Source organism: Nitrospirota bacterium (genome assembly GCA_035873375.1).
GTDB lineage: Bacteria > Nitrospirota > Thermodesulfovibrionia > Thermodesulfovibrionales > JdFR-85 > BMS3Bbin07.
Window position 1 is genome coordinate 26,753 of record JAYWMQ010000006.1, and the last position, 17,975, is coordinate 44,727.

Annotated in this window: 17 protein-coding genes; 11 read left to right on the plus strand and 6 right to left on the minus strand. The window is 43.7% G+C overall.

Annotated features, from left to right (window positions below):
• Window positions 1–5: 5 nt before the first annotated feature.
• The gene (locus tag VST71_01390; GenBank protein MEC4684371.1) at window positions 6–1,112 is read right to left on the minus strand and encodes a response regulator; all 1,107 of its coding nucleotides are present in this window, start codon (window positions 1,110–1,112) and stop codon (window positions 6–8) included.
• 183 nt (window positions 1,113–1,295) lie between these two features.
• Here VST71_01390 and larB point away from each other — a divergent pair, with 183 nt between their 5' ends.
• The 3 genes from larB to VST71_01405 all read left to right on the plus strand — a co-directional run bounded on the left by larB (window position 1,296) and on the right by VST71_01405 (window position 5,299).
• Complete coding sequence (gene larB / locus VST71_01395) at window positions 1,296–2,039, plus strand: nickel pincer cofactor biosynthesis protein LarB (protein ID MEC4684372.1); 744 nt, start codon at window positions 1,296–1,298, stop codon at window positions 2,037–2,039.
• A gap of 40 nt (window positions 2,040–2,079) precedes the next feature.
• Window positions 2,080–4,662, plus strand: a complete 2,583-nt coding sequence (mutS, locus tag VST71_01400) for a DNA mismatch repair protein MutS (protein MEC4684373.1) — start codon at window positions 2,080–2,082, stop codon at window positions 4,660–4,662.
• Between the two features lie 118 nt (window positions 4,663–4,780).
• Window positions 4,781–5,299 carry an NYN domain-containing protein gene (locus VST71_01405; protein MEC4684374.1) on the plus strand — a complete coding sequence of 173 codons (519 nt, stop codon included), beginning with the start codon at window positions 4,781–4,783 and terminating at the stop codon, window positions 5,297–5,299.
• A 133-nt stretch (window positions 5,300–5,432) separates the two neighbouring features.
• Here VST71_01405 and VST71_01410 read toward each other — a convergent pair whose 3' ends face one another.
• From VST71_01410 to ahcY, 3 genes are all read right to left on the minus strand, one after another.
• On the minus strand, window positions 5,433–5,834 hold the full coding sequence (locus tag VST71_01410) for a putative toxin-antitoxin system toxin component, PIN family (protein MEC4684375.1): 402 nt from the start codon (window positions 5,832–5,834) through the stop codon (window positions 5,433–5,435).
• Window positions 5,834–6,079 carry a CopG family transcriptional regulator gene (locus VST71_01415; protein ID MEC4684376.1) on the minus strand — a complete coding sequence of 82 codons (246 nt, stop codon included), beginning with the start codon at window positions 6,077–6,079 and terminating at the stop codon, window positions 5,834–5,836. Before VST71_01415 ends, VST71_01410 begins: the two co-directional genes overlap by 1 nt.
• A gap of 118 nt (window positions 6,080–6,197) precedes the next feature.
• Entirely contained in the window at window positions 6,198–7,514 is a 1,317-nt protein-coding gene (gene ahcY, locus VST71_01420; GenBank protein ID MEC4684377.1) for an adenosylhomocysteinase, read from the minus strand.
• Between the two features lie 660 nt (window positions 7,515–8,174).
• On the opposite strand from ahcY, the gene VST71_01425 reads away from it, so the two are divergent.
• The 7 genes from VST71_01425 to coaE all read left to right on the plus strand — a co-directional run bounded on the left by VST71_01425 (window position 8,175) and on the right by coaE (window position 12,689).
• Window positions 8,175–8,399, plus strand: a complete 225-nt coding sequence (locus VST71_01425; protein ID MEC4684378.1) for a type II toxin-antitoxin system HicB family antitoxin — start codon at window positions 8,175–8,177, stop codon at window positions 8,397–8,399.
• On the plus strand, window positions 8,392–8,595 hold the full coding sequence (locus VST71_01430; protein ID MEC4684379.1) for a type II toxin-antitoxin system HicA family toxin: 204 nt from the start codon (window positions 8,392–8,394) through the stop codon (window positions 8,593–8,595). Before VST71_01425 ends, VST71_01430 begins: the two co-directional genes overlap by 8 nt.
• A 732-nt stretch (window positions 8,596–9,327) precedes the next feature.
• Window positions 9,328–9,543 (plus strand): type II toxin-antitoxin system HicB family antitoxin, encoded by a 216-nt coding sequence (locus tag VST71_01435; GenBank protein MEC4684380.1) that lies wholly within the window; start codon window positions 9,328–9,330, stop codon window positions 9,541–9,543.
• Window positions 9,540–9,728, plus strand: a complete 189-nt coding sequence (locus VST71_01440; protein ID MEC4684381.1) for a type II toxin-antitoxin system HicA family toxin — start codon at window positions 9,540–9,542, stop codon at window positions 9,726–9,728. The genes VST71_01435 and VST71_01440 overlap by 4 nt, the downstream gene beginning before the upstream one ends.
• Before the next feature lie 670 nt (window positions 9,729–10,398).
• The gene (locus tag VST71_01445) at window positions 10,399–11,079 is read left to right on the plus strand and encodes a PEP-CTERM sorting domain-containing protein (GenBank protein MEC4684382.1); all 681 of its coding nucleotides are present in this window, start codon (window positions 10,399–10,401) and stop codon (window positions 11,077–11,079) included.
• A gap of 399 nt (window positions 11,080–11,478) precedes the next feature.
• Window positions 11,479–11,955, plus strand: coding sequence for an SET domain-containing protein-lysine N-methyltransferase (locus VST71_01450; protein ID MEC4684383.1), 477 nt, complete (start codon window positions 11,479–11,481; stop codon window positions 11,953–11,955).
• 149 nt (window positions 11,956–12,104) lie between these two features.
• Window positions 12,105–12,689, plus strand: coding sequence for a dephospho-CoA kinase (coaE, locus tag VST71_01455; protein ID MEC4684384.1), 585 nt, complete (start codon window positions 12,105–12,107; stop codon window positions 12,687–12,689).
• Window positions 12,690–12,705: 16 nt separating this feature from the next.
• On the opposite strand, the gene VST71_01460 is transcribed toward coaE, so the two are convergent.
• Entirely contained in the window at window positions 12,706–14,754 is a 2,049-nt protein-coding gene (locus VST71_01460; GenBank protein MEC4684385.1) for a lytic transglycosylase domain-containing protein, read from the minus strand.
• Between the two features lie 17 nt (window positions 14,755–14,771).
• Entirely contained in the window at window positions 14,772–15,722 is a 951-nt protein-coding gene (locus VST71_01465; GenBank protein ID MEC4684386.1) for an FAD-dependent oxidoreductase, read from the minus strand.
• Window positions 15,723–15,887: 165 nt separating this feature from the next.
• On the opposite strand from VST71_01465, the gene VST71_01470 reads away from it, so the two are divergent.
• Entirely contained in the window at window positions 15,888–17,972 is a 2,085-nt protein-coding gene (locus VST71_01470; GenBank protein MEC4684387.1) for an ATP-binding protein, read from the plus strand.
• Window positions 17,973–17,975 lie beyond the last annotated feature (3 nt).

Genomic DNA, 17,975 nt, shown 5'->3' on the forward strand with positions numbered 1-17,975 from the left:
TATTTTCAGAGTATAGACTTAATCTCCTCGACCTCCCGGTTAATAATGGTCTCGGCAAGGTCAGGGACGGTTTCCCATATGATCTTTTCAATCTGCTGTTTTAACGAGGAACTTAACTCTTCCATCATATTACTGATGGTCTCTTCCATGAGTCGGGGGGCGGTGTCAAGTATAATCTTCTCTACTGCCGGTTTCATGAGGCTGTTGACGCTGTCCAATATAGCAGCCTGCAGATCAAAAGACTCCAGCATCTCCTTCATCCTGTCCTCAACTGAAGATGTAAAGGCGGCATAAAACTCATTGCTGTCAAGTGAATTGACCATCTCTGAAATTTTTTCTTCGGCAATAGCCTTGAACATAGACTTCATTTCTTCTGTTCCCGGGAGCGGAACTGCCTGTCCCTGTCTTTCTTCTCCAACTGCGGCCCTGTCTCCGGTCAGGGATAGCTCTTCATCTTTTATCTCTTCGAGTTCTTCCAGGGTTTCATCGTCTTCCTCAAAAGTCAGCTCTTCTTCCAGTGCAAATGTCTCCTCAGAGGGTTCCAGAGAAGGTTCCATGGTCAATTCCTCTTTTTCCCATTCTTCTACCGTCTCTGTTTCAGAGCTTTCAGCCGTTTCAGCAGTTTCCAGGTGTCCAACCGTTTCGGCAGTTTCAAAAGTTTCAGCAGTTTCAACGGTTTCGCCTTCACTTACTTCAAACTCCTCTTCAAGTGTCTCGGCTACACCTTCTTCTTCCAGCATCTCTTTTTCTGCAAATATTGCGTTTATCTTGCTGATAAGTTCCTGGGATTCAAAGGGTTTTACAATATAATCATCAGCCCCGACCTCTTTTAGCAGGTCTTCATCAATCGGCTCAAAGGCTCCGGCAAGGAGAATAACGGGAATTCCCATTGTGTTCTCATCCTCCTTGATCTTTTCACACAACTGATAGCCGTTCATCTTTGGCATCTCTATATCTGCAAGGACTATATCCGGCATGAATTCTTTTATTACAGCCCAGGCATGTTCTCCGTCTCCAACCGATTTGATCTCAAACCCCTCATCAGCGAGTATAAGTTCAACGACCTTCTGAATGGTTATACTGTCATCAGCCAAAAGCAGTTTTTTGCTCATATCCCACCTCTTAGTTAACGGGACTTGCCCGTTTAGTTTTTATTTTGAGGAATCACTATCAAAAAGACTCAACTCAGTACTTGTTGCTTATCTGTGGTTAAACACACTAACAAAATTTTATTGTTAATGGCCAGAAAAGTCAAGTATTTTAAAATATCATCAAAAAATTTTAATATATCTGTTATGGATGCTTCTTTATTGAACGAATTGCTTCAGAAGGTAAAAGACGGAACCTTGTCACCCGAGAAGGCTGTGGAGAAATTAAGATCCCTGCCGTTTGAGGCTATTGATTCCTCACACGTGGACCATCACAGGGCTTTGAGACAGGGTATCCCTGAGGTGGTCTTTGCTGAAGGGAAGACGGTCGATGAGGTTTTGAGGATATCAAAGGCGATCTATAAGAAGAGCAGGAAACTGCTCATAACACGGGCAGATGAGAATATCCGTAAGGCACTCCGCATTAAAGGGGCAAAGCATTATCCGCGTTCCGGAATTATAATGGCAGGGGGGGCAAAGTCCGGCAGCGGCCTTGTACTCGTTGTTACAGCAGGGACATCGGATATCGCAGTGGCTGAAGAGGCCTCGCTCACGGCCTCTTTTCTTGGCAGCAGGGTTGAGACGGTTTATGATGTCGGTGTAGCAGGCATACACAGATTATTTGCATACATGGACCTCATCAGGGAGGCAAGGGTAATAGTGGTTGTTGCAGGCATGGAGGGTGCTCTTCCCTCTGTGGTTGGTGGTATTGCAGACAGTGTTGTCATCGGGGTACCCGCATCAACCGGTTACGGCACTTCCTTTGGGGGGCTTACCGCACTCTTTGCAATGCTCAACTCCTGTGTGCCGGGGATTGCGGTTGTCAATATTGATAACGGTTTTGGGGCAGGATGTCTTGCACACAGGATAAATACAGGGACTAAAAGATGAAAAGTTGAACTTTCAGGCAGAAATTGTTTTAAATATCCCTATGGCAGAACAGACCCCCCTCATGAAACAGTACTTCAGTATAAAGCAGGAACATGCCGACGCCATACTCTTCTTTCGCCTTGGTGATTTTTACGAGATGTTCGGTGAGGATGCCCGTGTGGCCTCCTCCGTCCTTTCGATAGCCCTCACAACGCGTGACAGGGGAAAGGAAAGACCCACCCCCATGTGCGGGGTCCCTCATTTTGCTGCAGAGACCTATATAACCAGACTGATAAATGCAGGTTACAAGGTTGCCGTCTGTGAACAGGTTGAAGACCCCAAGGAGGCAAAGGGGATTGTAAAAAGAGAGGTTGTCAGGGTTATCACTCCGGGTACGCATACGCCTGAAAACCCCAAGGAAAACAACTTTATACTCAGTTTTTATCCTGACGGCAAGGTCCACGGCATCTCAATCGCAGACCTTTCAACCGGTGAATTCTTTCTTTACGAGACCGACCGACCGGTTGAGGACGAGATCCAGAGGTTTGAACCAAAGGAGATTCTCTGCCCGTCTCACCTCAAGGGTCATTTCCACTACCTCGATACACTGAACAGCTATTTTACGACCTATTATGAGGACTGGTTTTTTGACTACTCCGAGGCATACAGGAAGATGCTTGAACATTTTAAGGTCTATTCCCTTGAAGTCTTCGGCTGTGAGGAGATGAAGGCAGCAGTATCTTCCTCCGGAGCGCTCATCAACTATCTCACGGAAAACCAGAAGGGCGCTGTTGTACTCAGGAAACCTGCTGTGCTCAAGCAGGGTGAGTATATGTTCCTTGATTCCGTTACCAAGAGGAACATCGAACTGATACATAACATGAGAGACGGCTCATCCGAGGGTACCCTGCTCAAAATACTGGATGAAACATTGACGCCAATGGGCGGAAGGTTCCTCAGAAATGCCATATTAAAACCCCTTGTCAACATAGAAGGTATCAGAGACCGTCATGAGGCCGTTGAAAACCTTATAGAGGGCTACGAGCTGCAGGAGACCCTAAGAACCTATCTCAGGCAGGTTCAGGACCTTGAGAGGCTCTCCACAAGGGTGCTCCAGCGCAGTGCAAACGCCCGCGACCTTATTGCGATCAGGACATCAGTGGCATGTCTTCCTGAAATAAGAGGTGCCCTTACGAAGGCCCACTCCCCGCTACTCACGAAAATTTCCGGTGATGTGGAGGATTTCAGCGGATTGAAAGACCTGATTGATCGGGCGATTAATGATGATCCGCCCAATGGTCTGAAAGACGGCGGGATAATAAAGTCAGGCTACAGACAGGATGTGGATGAATTCAGGGAAATGTCCACAAAGGGGAAGGACTACATCTCGGGGCTTGAGATGAAAGAGAAGGAATCAACAGGCATATCGTCACTGAAGATCGGTTATAACAGAGTTTTTGGTTATTATCTTGAGGTTACAAAATCAAACCTCCATATGGTGCCTGAACATTACATCAGGAAGCAGACCCTTGTGGGGGCCGAGAGGTACGTCACCCCGGAGTTAAAGGAATACGAAAACAGGGTGCTCGGCGCTGAGGAGAGGCTCAAGGCCCTTGAGTATGAAGTCTTTATGGAAGTACTCAAAGAGGTTGCTCTTTCAATTGAAGACCTTCTCGGGACTGCTCAGGCGATAGGAGAGCTTGACTTCCTTCTCTCACTTGCTGTGACTGCAAAAAGATACAACTATAAAAAACCCCTGATTGACAGTACGGGAAGACTTGAAATTACAGACGGAAGGCATCCGGTGCTTGAAAGGGGCACCTCTGATGAGAAGTTTATCCCGAACAGCGCTTATGTTGATACGGAAGACCACAGGCTCCTGATCATAACAGGTCCGAACATGGCGGGGAAATCAACGTATATGAGGCAGGTTGCACTGATCGTGCTGATGGCCCAGGTCGGCTCCTTTGTCCCCGCGGCAGAGGCCAGAATAGGGGTTGTGGACAGGATATTTACAAGGATCGGGGCCTCGGATTACCTTGCAAAGGGCCAGAGCACGTTTATGGTGGAAATGATAGAGACCGCAAACATCCTTTATAACGCAACGAAAGAGAGCCTGATAATACTTGACGAGGTGGGCAGGGGGACAAGCACCTTTGATGGAATAAGCATAGCCTGGGCAATAGCTGAGTACATTGCAAACGAGATTGGTGCAAGGACCCTCTTTGCCACCCATTATAATGAGCTGACAGAGCTCGGAATCACTTTGCCTGGAGTAAAAAACTACAATATCTCCGTCAAGGAGTGGGGTGATGAGATAATATTTCTGAGAAAGATCGAACGGGGCCCTGCTGACAAGAGTTACGGAATTCAGGTGGCACGCTTGGCAGGATTGCCAGAGCCTGTGATAGACAGGGCAAAGGAGGTGCTGAATAATCTTGAAAAATCAGAGTTTACTGAATTCGGCACACCAAGGGTTATGGGCAGGAATACCCGCAGAAAGGCGTCGCAGCTTGACCTGTTTTCAGTAAACTATGAGCCGATTGTAAATAAACTCCTCGGCATTGACACCTCATGCCTGACCCCTGATGAGGCAGTCAAGCGTCTGCTTGAAATACGCAAGATGGCGGAAGACCTTCAATAAGGGTTTGAAATATCATCCTTTTTACGATATATTACTGAACGGCAAGCTTGATTTTTAGTCATTTCTATGATATTGTATATCAACTTGTCCGTTAAATCATTACAATTAAAACAAAATTATGGGAAATATACTAATCAATCAATCGGTAGCTATCCTTTGCGACGGGAATAATATTGAACGGAGCATCCACGAGCTCTCCAAATCAAAAAATACAATGATCAATTTCGATAAACTGATCCCGAAATTACTTAATGACAGGGGGTTGAACAGACTGCTTTATTTTCGGGAAGGCAAGTCCATTTCTTCCAAATTCGCTGAAAGGCTGCACGAAAATTATTATGGATCGGTTCTTCCGTGTCATAAGTCAGCCGATATCCCCCTTTCCATCAAGGCAACACAACTTGCCTCAAAGGTAGACACTATTATCATTATGTCAGGCGATGCAGATTTTGTGGATTTGGTTACGCATCTGAAAGGGGAGGGTGTAAGGGTAGAAATTGCTGCTGTAAGAAAAACAACTGCCAGGATATTAATTGAAGAAGCAGACTATTTTCACGAGATAACCAAGGAAGACTGGTTTATATACAAGGCACCGAGAAAGACAAAACAAAAAAGACCTGACAGTTCACAAGGATAGGATTTTGACGGGATAAACATGATAAAGACTATTTATCGGAAAGTATCTCTTTTAGAAAAGTATCCTGTAAATCCCGTCTAAAATATTTCGCTATTACAGTCTGAATGCAGTTATAACGGGGTTAAAGAAGAACTTATCCGATTTTCCTGAGAAATTCCGCAAGTTTTATAATCCTTGTCTGTCCGTATTTCTTTAAATCAAGAAGATGCCTGTTCCCGGTGACAAGAAAATCTGCTTTTGAATGTTCTGCGCATTCGAGGATTCTGTTATCAGGTTCATCATGCAATACCTTGATCCTGCTCCCTGGTTTAACAACGGTTGAAACAGAGCCGATATGTTTGATTGTAGCTGTTATCTGTTCGTTACTCCACAGGAACTTCTCTTTGAGCTTTCCTGCCGTTTCGGTAAGGATCGGTATAGAGGTATAGAGTTCTACCTTTTTTTCAACAGTAAGGAGGTATGCTTCCTCTGCTTTGCCTCCAGGTGTAATAAATGCTGAAATGTAGATATTTGTATCAAATACGGCCTTGATCACTACCGGCCTTCGAAAACGATTTTTTCGATATCTTCCTCGGTGATTTTCAGCTCCCTGGCTCTCCTTGCACCGTACCTCTGCAGAGAATAGAACTCTTTTTTGAGTTTTTCCTCCTTGTACAGTTCAAACATTTCCCGGAAGAGCTGGCTAATCGTTTCCCCTTGAATCTTTGCTATCTTTCTGTACTCCTGTGCAGTCTCAGGGGGCACGGATATGGTTATGGCTACCCTCTGCCTTTTTTCCATTAGAACCTCCTGTGGTGTTACCATGTAATACCACAACACACATGATCGTGCTGCGTCAAAGCAGATATATGAGGGCAGGGCATAAAAAGAGTGCTTTTTATGCCCTTTTTTTTTAAAATTAATACCTGTAATAGTCCGGCTTGAACGGCCCTTCCCTGGGAATACCGAGATACTCGGACTGGGCATCGGTAAGCGTGGTCAGCTTTACACCCAACTTTCCCAGATGCAACTGGGCAACCTTTTCATCCAGATGTTTTGGGAGCACATAAACCTTGTTTTCGTAATTGTCAGGATTGTTCCAGAGCTCCATCTGGGCCATAACCTGGTTCGTAAAACTGTTTGACATGACAAAAGAAGGATGACCTGTGGCACATCCGAGGTTTACAAGGCGCCCTTCGGCAAGTATTGTTACGGCCTTGCCCTCAGGCCAGATCACCTGGTCAACCTGCGGCTTTATATTTACCTTCTTAAGCGATGGGTCGTTAAAGACCGAGGCAACATCTATTTCTATATCAAAATGCCCTATGTTACAGACTATGGCCTGATCCTTCATCACATCCATATGCTGTCTGCAGATAACGTCCTTGCACCCCGTAGTGGTAATGAATATATCCGCAATGGGTGCGGCATCCTCCATGGTAACAACCTCATAACCCTCCATGGCGGCCTGAAGAGCGCATATCGGGTCTATTTCTGTAATAAGAACCCTGGCACCCTGACCCCTTAAAGACTGGGCGCATCCCTTGCCGACATCACCATAGCCGGCTACAACCGCTATCTTGCCGGCTATCATTACATCAGTGGCCCTCTTTATCCCGTCCAGCAGGGACTCACGGCAGCCGTATAGATTGTCAAACTTCGATTTTGTGACGGAATCATTTACATTAAAGGCAGGACAGCCAAGGGTGCCTTCACGCATCATTTCATAAAGACGATGAACTCCTGTGGTCGTCTCCTCGGAAATACCGCGGATTTCCTTCAGATACTCAGGGTAGCGGTCATGAACAATCTGGGTAAGATCCCCGCCGTCATCAAGAATCATGTTAAGTGGTTTTCCGTCAGGCCATAAGAGCGTCTGCTCTATACACCAGTCATATTCTTCCTCGCTTTCTCCCTTCCATGCAAATACCGGAATACCACGGGCTGCTATGGCTGCCGCAGCATGATCCTGTGTGGAAAATATATTGCATGATGACCAGCGGACCTCAGCCCCTAATTCAACCAGGGTCTCTATCAATACAGCAGTCTGTATCGTCATATGGAGACACCCTGCTACCCGGGCTCCACTAAGTGGTTTTTCCTGTCCGAATTCCTGACGAAGCGCCATCAACCCTGGCATTTCGGTTTCAGCAATGGATATCTCCTTTCTTCCCCATTCGGCAAGGGAAATATCCGCTACCTTGAAATCCTCAACAACAATTTTGTCCTCAATCATTAGCTTTAAAACCTCCTGAATTTTAAAAGTATTGTAACTGCCTATTCCGGCGGGTTGGGCTCTTGGAGAGCCCGTTTCTGTATTACCGGTTCATAGTATTATCATGTTTTCAGCCAACAATTGCAAGTAAATGCAAGTAAACGAGTAAGGATTTGATGCCATAAAGCTCTTCCTTTCATGTTCCATTCCTCCTGATAAGGCCGGGAAGGTCAAAAGTTTTCCCCTCTATCAAGAGGGGATTAACAGGGTGTGTTCCTTAACTTGATTCGGGATTCAGAATAAGTCCACCTCTTTGGAAGAGGGGAGGGGGATTTTTCAAAAATGCGAAATTCCGCGAGTAAGCAACTATTGATTTTAAATGACTTTTATCTTGTGAAATCTTTCAGATATGCTATACTTTAACAAATAAACGGAGGAACCGGAAATTCGTGTAATTAGAGTCTGTGTATAAATATAAGAATTGAGCCGTCATTCCCGCGGTCTGTTGAGCGGGAATCCAGTCTTTTCAGTGAGTTCTGGATATCCGATTACAGACACTTCAGGTATGACAAAAATTAAAAACAGCAGTTTATACACAGACACTAATTAATGATATCTGTATAAAATAATACAAGATGCAGAAATTTGCTATGATATGAAAAAAAGCTGGAGGCATTAGTGATGTCATACAAAGTAAGCATAATAATTGAAAAAGATGAATATGGGTATTACGCCTATGCACCGGAACTGGAAGGATGTCAGACTCAGGGTGAGACAATAGACGAAGTAATGGTAAACATAAAAGAGGCAATTGAACTTTATTTGGAGACACTTACGGAAGAGGAAATTAGGGAAGCGATGAGCAAGGAAATCCTAACAACAACTTTAGAGGTTCAGGTTGCCTAAACTTCCACGACTTACACCTCAGGAAGCAGAATCAATGCTCCTGAAGGATGGATATGAATTTATCAGAAGCAAAGGTAGTCACAGGATTTACATCAAGGGGACAAGACGAATGATAATTCCATTTCACACCGGCAAAATCTTACATCCCAAAATTGTCAAACAAGTTATCAAAGCAATAGAAACGAAAGAATATTAACCTGGCAAACAAATACAGCGTTCTTTTGCTGGCTGTAGTGGTTAGCTTTGCTGACAAATATGTCTCCCTGAAGAGTTGCCAGGTTAATAAAACAGCATATAACAAACGGTTGGTGATTTGAATGCGTACCAGAGGATGCTTTTTGAGCAAGAGATATTTTGTTGTTTTCAAAAAGGCGTCATGCCAGTTAATATCATCAAGGGTACGGATCACCTTAATGTGAAATGTGTAGACCTTCCCTATGTTTTTTGTGGTACGGTAAAAGTATCTGATAACTCGTCAGCAAGATGAAAATAAATATCTTATATGTCAAAAATAACATCAGTCGATTTCATAAAACAACAAATCTTCTTGCAAACCAAGTAAAAGGGTCACCTTGTCTGAATACCCTTCCGATTATAGTCGGCAAAGGTCAAGAGTTAGTAATGCTATGCGAAGGGAGTAATCGTGGAGACACGGAGTATATCACACCATATGTTGTTAATGGTGCCTTCTCGTTAGAATTGTGCTTGAAATTATTAGTATATTACGAGACAAAAAAATGGCGCAGGGGGCACAATCTTAAAGACCTATACGAAAAAATTAGCGAAGATTCAAAGTTTTTTTGTCCCTATCGATTCTTAAGGTGTCTGATATTATACAGGTACTTATCAGTCATCATATCATTATCCAAAATTAACTCTACCCATTTGCTCATGCTATAATAGACTAAAATGGTTTGGAGGTATAAATATGCACAATGAATTTACTGCAATAATTGAAAAAGATGGAGATTGGTACATTGCATATTGTCCTGAAATACCAGGAGCCAATGGTCAGGGCAAGACAAAAGAAGAATGTCTTAAGAGCTTGTCAGAAGCCATTAAATTGATTTTAGAGGATAGAAGGCAGAATGGTATGCGAGGAATTCCACAGGATGCAATATCTGAAGTTGTAGCAGTTGAATGAAAAGAAGCGAGCTATTACGACATCTTCGCAAACACGGCTGTTACCTCAAACGAGAGGGTTCATCTCACTCTCTATGGTGTAATCCTTTAACAGGTCATGTCGAAACCATACCTCGCCATACGGAGATTTCTAATAAGTTAGCTCGGAAAATCTGTAAGGCATTATCAATAAAAGAGATTGGATAATCGGGTAGCTGGATTTTTTCTCTTCTGGTCCCCACTGTACCCCTGCAATATCAACCACTTAATTCAGTTAAAAACTCTGTGTGCCGGTTTTTAATCATGGCTCCGGATTCAACAAACTCATGAGCGAGAGAGCTTAAGCACAAGAACAGGGGCAAAAGCACCTTTTAGGCACTTGTATTTGCAAGCCTTCAGCTGTTGGTGCGGATACACGCGTAGCATATGTGAGGAGGCCTATAGACCGTCCTTATTTATTTGGAAATATTGAAAAATGCCCGGTCAGGGCAATTCAGATTACAGATTCCACATGCCATACTTTAAGTGTCGGAATTCTTTACTTTAAAAAAACTTCTTACACAATAGGAAGCGATTCCTGTCTATTGAAAGGGTTTGATTAAATTTCCTTTAAAATTAATTGGTTATGCCCATTAGATCGCTCTAATCCTTCTTGTGTTTACCATTACTTGGCAGGAATACTGTCGGACTTTCTTGCACTAAAAGCAAACAATCATATCTCGGCAAAAGGCCACAATACTGTTATTTCCCTTTGAATTCAATAGGTTACAGGGATACTGCCAAGGCTGGCACATCTCTTGCACTAAACTATAATTAAATAATAAAATTATGGTAATTCAATTGCTTTAAATTGAAAAAAATAAATAAGGAGGCTAAAATGTTAGGAAATCTCTTTGTAAGAGAAAATTTAGAAAGAAAGGAGGAGGAGAAAATGAAAATAGTGAAACCGATGTTAACGTTTGTGTTTGCATTAGTAGTAAGTCTTGTAATGGTTGGTAACGCAACCGCTTTCTTCATTGATTTTGAAGATGGAGTCAACGGAGCGCCTGTAACCGACATTCCCGGCATCAGTTTTTTAGATTACAATGGGTATGCCTCTCTCTATTTAGATTGCTCTACCGGTAGCTATAACTGTTCAGATATGAACGGCAGTTATAGTTATGGCGGTTACTACATTTATGATAATGTTGGCTTATGGGCTGGCCCAAATGCTGATGCACAGGGCGTAATAGTCGATTTTACGTCGAATGATGGAACCTGGTTTTCAACCGGCTATAGCGCTAATAGTAACTTCTATGTGGTGGCATACTTAACCGATGGGAGCACTGTAACTGCTTCTGGTGGAAAAAATTACGGAGTTGGAATGGACTTTCTGAGCGTTGCCGCTTCTGCGGGCACCTATATCGATTATGTAGTCCTGCATGATACCGGTAACTACTGGGTTGTTGATAACATGAGTGGCGATGCATCCGGAGTTAATGTGCCCGAACCAGGCACTTTGCTCCTCATAGGCTCAGGCCTGATCGGACTTGCGTTTGCTAGAAGAAAGATGATATAAGAGTCAAATATGTAATGCCTCAAAATGCCCATTCGGATGTGTTCGGATGGGCATTTTTTTATGGGCCATTAAATTTTAGATCTTACGAGTGATAGAGTACTACTTAAGTTGTTGCAACGTCTACTATCGCACGTGCAATTGCACAAGGCGAGGCATTAAATTCCGAGAAAATTTGAAAACATTGAAAGCTATTTATGGATCACTTTGTTATCCAGGACACAAACCGAAAACTTTTGACATTTTAAATGTATGAAAAAAATCTGGAACATGCTATAGCGGAAAATGTTAACATATAAAGTACGTCTTAAAGAGTTACCGGAGAGGAATACGGTAAAAAGCCGCTGTTCCCCATAGTTCAGGTGCAAGTTTAAGAAAAAAAATCTTTAAAGGAGTTTCAATATGGACGATGGATTTGAATTAAGAGTATCTGATAGAAAAGGGGAAGGCATTTTTGCGACGAGATCATTTAAGGCCGGTGAAACCGTGATGATCGGAGTAATTGAAAAAAGACTGAAGGAGAATCACTCTCATGCCTCACAGATTGGTGAGGATGAATATGTCTTTCATGCTGGATCAATAAGCAAGGTCAATCATTCGTGCGACCCTAATTGTGGTATCAAAATCAATGAAACCGGTGCCCATGATTTTGCAGCCATAAGGGAAATTATTGCTGATGAGGAGATAACCTTTGATTATGCCATGAGAAATTATGGAGTTGATTATTTCCCGAAAGAGTGCATGTGCGGCTCTGAAATATGTCGTGGCAGAGTTACCGGCTGGAAGGATTTGCCGGAGGCGAGGAAGAAAAGATACGAAGGCTTTGTTGCTCCTTACCTTCTTGAAATGGATGCCAGGTATTGTGCGGAGCAAACATAGTGCGAAACTAATGGTTTGGCTGCAGGTTCCTTCCTCTGTACACGACGCGTATGGAGGAGCCGTACCTTGAGCGTCTGTATGGCGAAGAATACCGCCAAAATAAGCACTCCAAAGTATCCTGGGATACAGAAAAAATAAGGGAGAATAAGATGCTTGTGGGCCTTACCGGTTGTTTTGGATGCGGAAAGTCCACTGTGCTTAAGTTATTTGAAGAACTCGGCGCTACTGTTCTAAGCGCTGATTCAATCGTTCATGACCTGTTAAAGCGCTCAGAAGTCAGGAATTCCATAGTGGAGATGTTTGGCCCGGATATCCTCGTAAAGGGGGAGATTGTCAGAAAAAAACTCTCTGAAAAGGTCTTCTCTGATGAAACCAAAAGAAAGAAACTGGAAAAACTGCTCCATCCCCTTGTTCTTGAAACAATAGAGCAAAATTATAAGAAGGCCGCAAATCTGACCAGTAACACGGAAATCATTATGGTTGTGGAGATCCCCCTGCTTTTTGAGACCGGATTTGATAAAGGGGTGGATGCGGTGGTTGTTGTCAGGGCTGAAGCGGATGTTGTCCGCGAGCGATTAAGGAGAAAGGGTTTTTCTGATGAAGAGATAAGGGTGCGGGCTGCTGCTCAGTTACCGGTTGATGAAAAGGCCTCCAGGGCGGACTATGTTATAGACAATACAGGTTCCCTCGATGACACGGAGAGGCAGGTCAGGAGAGTATGGGAAGACTTTTGAGAACTCAGCAAGAAGTCTAATTGCCAGACGCTGTTTTATCTCTTATTTTCTTCTGTCCGTAGATATCAAGATACTTAAAATATGAACGCAGTACCTTTTTTACATAGAGTCGAGTTTCTTTATAGGGGATGTCCTCAATGAACTCGTCGAGTTCATTGTACTGATTGGCCTCAAGCCATCTCCTGACAGCACTCTCTCCTGCGTTATAGGCTGCCACAGCCATTGGGACAGACCCGAACTCGCTAATCAACTGCCCGAGATAGTAACTGCCCAGGGTTATATTTAAATCGGGTCTCATAATTTCATTGTCAGAAAGCACCCCCGTCCCATAGCCGAGTGATTTTGCCATTCGTTGCGCGGTAAATGGCATGAGCTGCATCAGACCCAGCGCCCCGGACCTTGAGATTGCCTTTCTGTTAAACCTGCTCTCCTCCCGCATCACTGAGAAGATAACAAGGGGGTCTATATTATAATCAGCCGATATTCTGTCAACAATATCACTGTATACGGCAGGGTAAAGGAGCACGGAAGTCCCGGGATATCTCTTCAGTTTACTTGCGCAGCGGAAAGATTCATTAAATGCCTCCAGGGACTGGAGATACCTGCATATCTTCAATCTGTCATAGTCACCCTCCGGCTTGTAGCTGTAAATCTCCTTTATTGCATAATCCTGCAGGCCAACACTGTTGAGGAAGCCGGCCCGTTTAAAGGTTAGTGAAAGGTTATCCGGGAAATTTACAGATTCAGGAGTTTTAGCCCTCGACAGGCTATCTGTTCCAGCATCGAAGCTCGTAACCTCTTTTTTTAATGAATTCCGGAGCTCAACTCTCCCGGATGTCAGGCTGATACCGCCAGACCTCATCCGCCCCAGAAATGCATAAAAAGAGTCACCCTCTATACTACTATAAAGTCCTTTTGCATTTTGTCCGAGACTTTCAAGTGATCTTGCCTGCCAGTAAAGATATCCAGGGTTTCTGTGCTGGCTGTAGAGGTCTCTGAAATTATATGATGCACTGAGGAAATCCCCCATTAAATATTCCGTCCATGCAATATGCCAGAGTGCTTCCTTCTCGCAGGGATAGCTTCTGTAGGCCATCCTGAATATCTGCAGAGCCTCATCAAACTCCATATCGCGTCTCTTCTGTATCCCTTTAAGCAGAAAGAGAGTACAGGTCTCTTTGGTCTTTTTATCCCTTGCCAGATCGAGCATCTTCTCAAAGAGATCATAATCACCTGCCCTGTAATAAGATATTGCCGCCTTCTGGACGTTGTCGGCTTTTTGATAATAGAGGGCTGCCAAGCTATAATTCTTCATACGAAAATATGTATCGGCAAGGGAGGTATAAAGTGGTTTTCTGTCACTGCCGGCCAGCTTGTTCAATCTCGTCAGGAGCAGGGTTTCTGACTCTTTCAGTCTGAGAAATCTGCGGAGGTTTTTGCTCATCAGGATGATTTCTTCTGTAGAGAGGTCATCAGGAGAGACCTCATCCTTAAGCTCTGTATAGTATCTATCAGCCTTGACGTATAAGGATTTAAGGATAACTCCGGCCTCTCCCTCCATTCCTGCCCTCTCTAATGTTCTTGCATAGAGATACCGGGCTTCCGGGTCAGAAGGAAAGTCCCTAAGGTAATCCTTGATCTCCTTCAGGGTAATTGAATAGAAGGAAGCATCTTTTTCAAAGCACCCGTCTATCTCCGGCCATATATCCTGTTCGTCAAGGATTGCATAGAGGACTTTAATCTTCAACAGCCGTATATCTTTAGATAGGTATGTATCCTGATAGAGAGAGAGAAATTTATCTATATCAGCAAGGCTATGATAATAATCCCCTTCAGTATAGGCATCCATGGCACCGAGAAAAAGGAGATAATCACTGAAAAGGTGGGCTTTTCCGGAATCGAGGACTAAACGTGTTATTACTTCATTATATATTCCTGTCTCAACAGGACTATTCAGTGCCCTGTCCACTGTCCCGGCAGAAGAGGTATTTGTGTAATCACTAAAAGCCGGGAATACGATAAGAGCGAATGAAATAAACAAAAAATGTCTAAATATCTTTTTCATATGACGATCTGCGTTTTTTATTTTGACCAGTCATATCTCCGTCTCTTTCTGTGGTGTACATATTTGTCTGCAGACAGTGCTGCCACGCAGCCGTTTGCCGCAGCTACAACAACCTGCCTGACCTCAACACAGGTGACATCGCCTGCTGCAAAAACCCCCGGCTGATTTGTCTCCATCATCCTGTTTGTTATTATGCATTCTTCATCGCTAATATCAACGGAAAAATTGAGAAAATCAACCACAGGCTTGTTTCCGTGAAGATAAACAAAGACCCCATCCATAGGTAATATCTCCTCTTTGTCGGTGTTTCTGTCCTTCAGCTTTATCCTTTCAACTACCTCGCCTCCTTCAATAGATAAAACAACATGACCTGTGAGTAATTTCAGATTGTCAATTTTAGACAGGTGATGTTCGCCTGAAATTTTGAGTGACTTTGATGGAGCTATCAGATATACAGTCTCAGCAAAACGCGTAAGCAGTTCGGCTTCCTTTACAGCTTCCTCAGAGTCTCCAATAACACAGACAGTCTTACCCCTGAAAAACGCAGCGTCACATATTGCACAGTAGCTTACACCTTTCCCGAGGAACTCCTTCTCTCCCTTGACTGTAGGTTTCCTGCCCATAGCACCGGTCGCTAAAATAACGGCCTTTCCCTGAAAAGTCCTCTCTATTGTATAGATTTCTTTTATCTCTTTATCCAGACTTACACCTATGACTTGTACCTCAAGGTATTCTGCCCCGAACCGTATCGCCTGTTCCCGGAATATATCGAGAAGTTCCTTCCCGGAGATGGGCTCTGTCAAGCCGGGATAGTTCTCTACCTTATCTGCAATTGCAAGGGCTCCTGCTGTAGAGGATTTGTCAAGAATGGCTGTTTTGAGATGGGCCCTTGCAGCATACTGGGCTGCTGTAAGACCTGCGGGACCACCTCCGATAATCAGAACGTCATATATTTCGTCTTCACCCATCAGTAAAACACCTCCATTGCAAATTATCAACTCCTGATAAATCAATTTTATCATAATCTGCAAGGTTTTTATTATATTCTTTCAAGCTTCCGGCATTCTTGTGATATAATTAACAAGTTCATAATGTCTGAAATAAAGTTTGAATAATAACCCGGTAAATAATCCATGAAACCTTTAGTCAGCATCCTATACCTCATTGCATCCATCACCGTCCTCTCTCACGGTGTCATGGTCTATCTGAACAACCGAAAGTCAAGGATAAACATGAGCCTTTTCCTGTTTTGTCTGGCATCATTCTTCTGGCTCTTTTTTGCTTTTGTAGCAACTTTTTCAGATAGTTATGATACGTCCCTCCTTTTTTTCAGGATATGCTATGTTGGCATAGTCTTTATCCCTTCAACCTTCTACCATTTTGCACATGAATTCGTGGGCAGAACCTCACGAAAGAGAATAGCTGCCAGGTATCTCGTATCTACCCTGTTTGCCTTAATAGTCTTAGGTACAAACCACATGATAAAAGGTCTTTTCTTATACCCCTGGGGATTTTACCCTGCAGCGTCAAGCCCCTTTCACATTATCTTCATGCTCTTTTTTCTGATTACTCTGTTCTCTGCCCTGAACCTGATATATAAGGAGATGAAGAAAAGGAATGTACCGTCTATACAGCGGACCAAGCTAAAATACATCTTTGCAGGATTGCTGGTTGCAGCCCTTGCATCCGTTGACTTTCTTGGTAACTACGGTATACCGGTGATGCCACTCGGTTTTATCTTCATGTCACTTTTTACGTTTATCCTCACATATGCAACCCTGAGACATCAGCTCCTCGATATCAGAGTGGCCTTTGCAAGGTTATTCCTTCTCTTTATAACCGCCGTTGTTGTCACCGGCACACCTTTTCTTTTAGGTATAAAGCTCCTTGGCCCTGGATTATGGATAATTCCCGTATCCGTTGCCCTTATACTCGCTGCCACTGCTCCACTCCTGTATATTTATATAGGAGAACGTACAGAAAATTTGCTGTTGAAGCAGCAGAGACGCTACCAGCAGACCCTTCTGTATGCATCCCATGGCATGTTATACAAGAGAGACCTGAACAGGCTGCTCAAATTTGTAGTAATATTATTAACTCTCGTTGCACGGCTGAGATATGCCGCAATATATCTGTTCGATGAAGAGTCAAACCATTTTGAACTGAAGGCAGAGAGGCCTCGGCTGCCGGAAAGGCCTCTGACACTCGATATGCAAAACCCGATTGTCAGGAAAATATCAAAAAAAGAGATACTGAACAGGGATGAACTCCTCAGCAGGGGGGAAGGCCGTGGGGTGGTTGACGAGATGCAAAGGCTTAATGCCGCTATCATCATACCATGCTGCACCCGGCGGGGCATTGTTGGATTTCTTGCTTTTGGAAACAAGAGGTCCGGCCAGCACTTCTCCTCTGATGAGATCGACACATTTCTTACACTCTCCAACCAGTTTGCCCTTGCAATTGAGAATGCACTGTATCTGAAGGATCTTGAAAAAGCAGGATCTGAACTCTTCCACGCTGCAAAAATGTCGTCTCTCGGAACTATGGCCTCTGGTTTGGGACATCAGATAAATAACCGACTCCATACAATCCTGCTTGCAGTAGAGTCGCTCAACATAATGTACTCAGACACCTTTAACAAGAGGGGAAAGGAGCTTGTCGGTTCCATAGTCAATAATATAAGACAGGCGGAGGATACGATTGAAAAACTTAGAAACTACTCAAGAACCTCCTCTGAAGAGATGTCTCCGGTATTGTTAAAGGATGTAATTGAAAGTAGCTTTGAGATGATGAGACTGAAAAAATCCTCTTTCAGCCAAATAAGGCTTGAGGTCGATGTCGAGAGTTCTTTAAAAGTAGTGGGCAACCTGTCACAGTTGAGAGAGGTTTTCCTTAATCTCCTTGAGAACGCCGACAACGCCATAAGGCAATCCCTTGCAAAAGGCAATGATAAGGAACCAACGATTGGAATACGGGCAAGGGCATTGGAAAGGGGAATGGTCAAGGTTGTGATTGAGGACAACGGCATAGGGATCAGAAAGGATGATTTTGACAAACTGTTTGTTCCGTTTTATACAACCAAGGCATCATCATCCCAGGGTACAGGCCTTGGTCTTTATATAGCGGATAAGATAATAGAGCTGCATGGCGGTACAATAAGGGTTGAATCAGTAAATGGCAGGGAAACAAAATTTATCATAAGGCTCAAAAGGGCATAAGAA

What these genes read in the sequence shown, in the direction of transcription:
- VST71_01405 (MEC4684374.1), top strand. Translation starts at nt 4,781, where the DNA reads ATGGGAAATATACTAATCAATCAATCGGTAGCTATCCTTTGCGACGGG.
- VST71_01425 (MEC4684378.1), top strand. Translation starts at nt 8,175, where the DNA reads ATGTCATACAAAGTAAGCATAATAATTGAAAAAGATGAATATGGGTAT.
- mutS (MEC4684373.1), top strand. Translation starts at nt 2,080, where the DNA reads ATGGCAGAACAGACCCCCCTCATGAAACAGTACTTCAGTATAAAGCAG.
- VST71_01445 (MEC4684382.1), top strand. Translation starts at nt 10,399, where the DNA reads ATGTTAGGAAATCTCTTTGTAAGAGAAAATTTAGAAAGAAAGGAGGAG.
- VST71_01450 (MEC4684383.1), top strand. Translation starts at nt 11,479, where the DNA reads ATGGACGATGGATTTGAATTAAGAGTATCTGATAGAAAAGGGGAAGGC.
- VST71_01415 (MEC4684376.1), bottom strand. Translation starts at nt 6,079, where the DNA reads ATGGAAAAAAGGCAGAGGGTAGCCATAACCATATCCGTGCCCCCTGAG.
- VST71_01435 (MEC4684380.1), top strand. Translation starts at nt 9,328, where the DNA reads ATGCACAATGAATTTACTGCAATAATTGAAAAAGATGGAGATTGGTAC.
- VST71_01390 (MEC4684371.1), bottom strand. Translation starts at nt 1,112, where the DNA reads ATGAGCAAAAAACTGCTTTTGGCTGATGACAGTATAACCATTCAGAAG.
- VST71_01440 (MEC4684381.1), top strand. Translation starts at nt 9,540, where the DNA reads ATGAAAAGAAGCGAGCTATTACGACATCTTCGCAAACACGGCTGTTAC.
- VST71_01470 (MEC4684387.1), top strand. Translation starts at nt 15,888, where the DNA reads ATGAAACCTTTAGTCAGCATCCTATACCTCATTGCATCCATCACCGTC.
- larB (MEC4684372.1), top strand. Translation starts at nt 1,296, where the DNA reads ATGGATGCTTCTTTATTGAACGAATTGCTTCAGAAGGTAAAAGACGGA.
- VST71_01460 (MEC4684385.1), bottom strand. Translation starts at nt 14,754, where the DNA reads ATGAAAAAGATATTTAGACATTTTTTGTTTATTTCATTCGCTCTTATC.
- VST71_01465 (MEC4684386.1), bottom strand. Translation starts at nt 15,722, where the DNA reads ATGGGTGAAGACGAAATATATGACGTTCTGATTATCGGAGGTGGTCCC.
- ahcY (MEC4684377.1), bottom strand. Translation starts at nt 7,514, where the DNA reads ATGATTGAGGACAAAATTGTTGTTGAGGATTTCAAGGTAGCGGATATT.
- coaE (MEC4684384.1), top strand. Translation starts at nt 12,105, where the DNA reads ATGCTTGTGGGCCTTACCGGTTGTTTTGGATGCGGAAAGTCCACTGTG.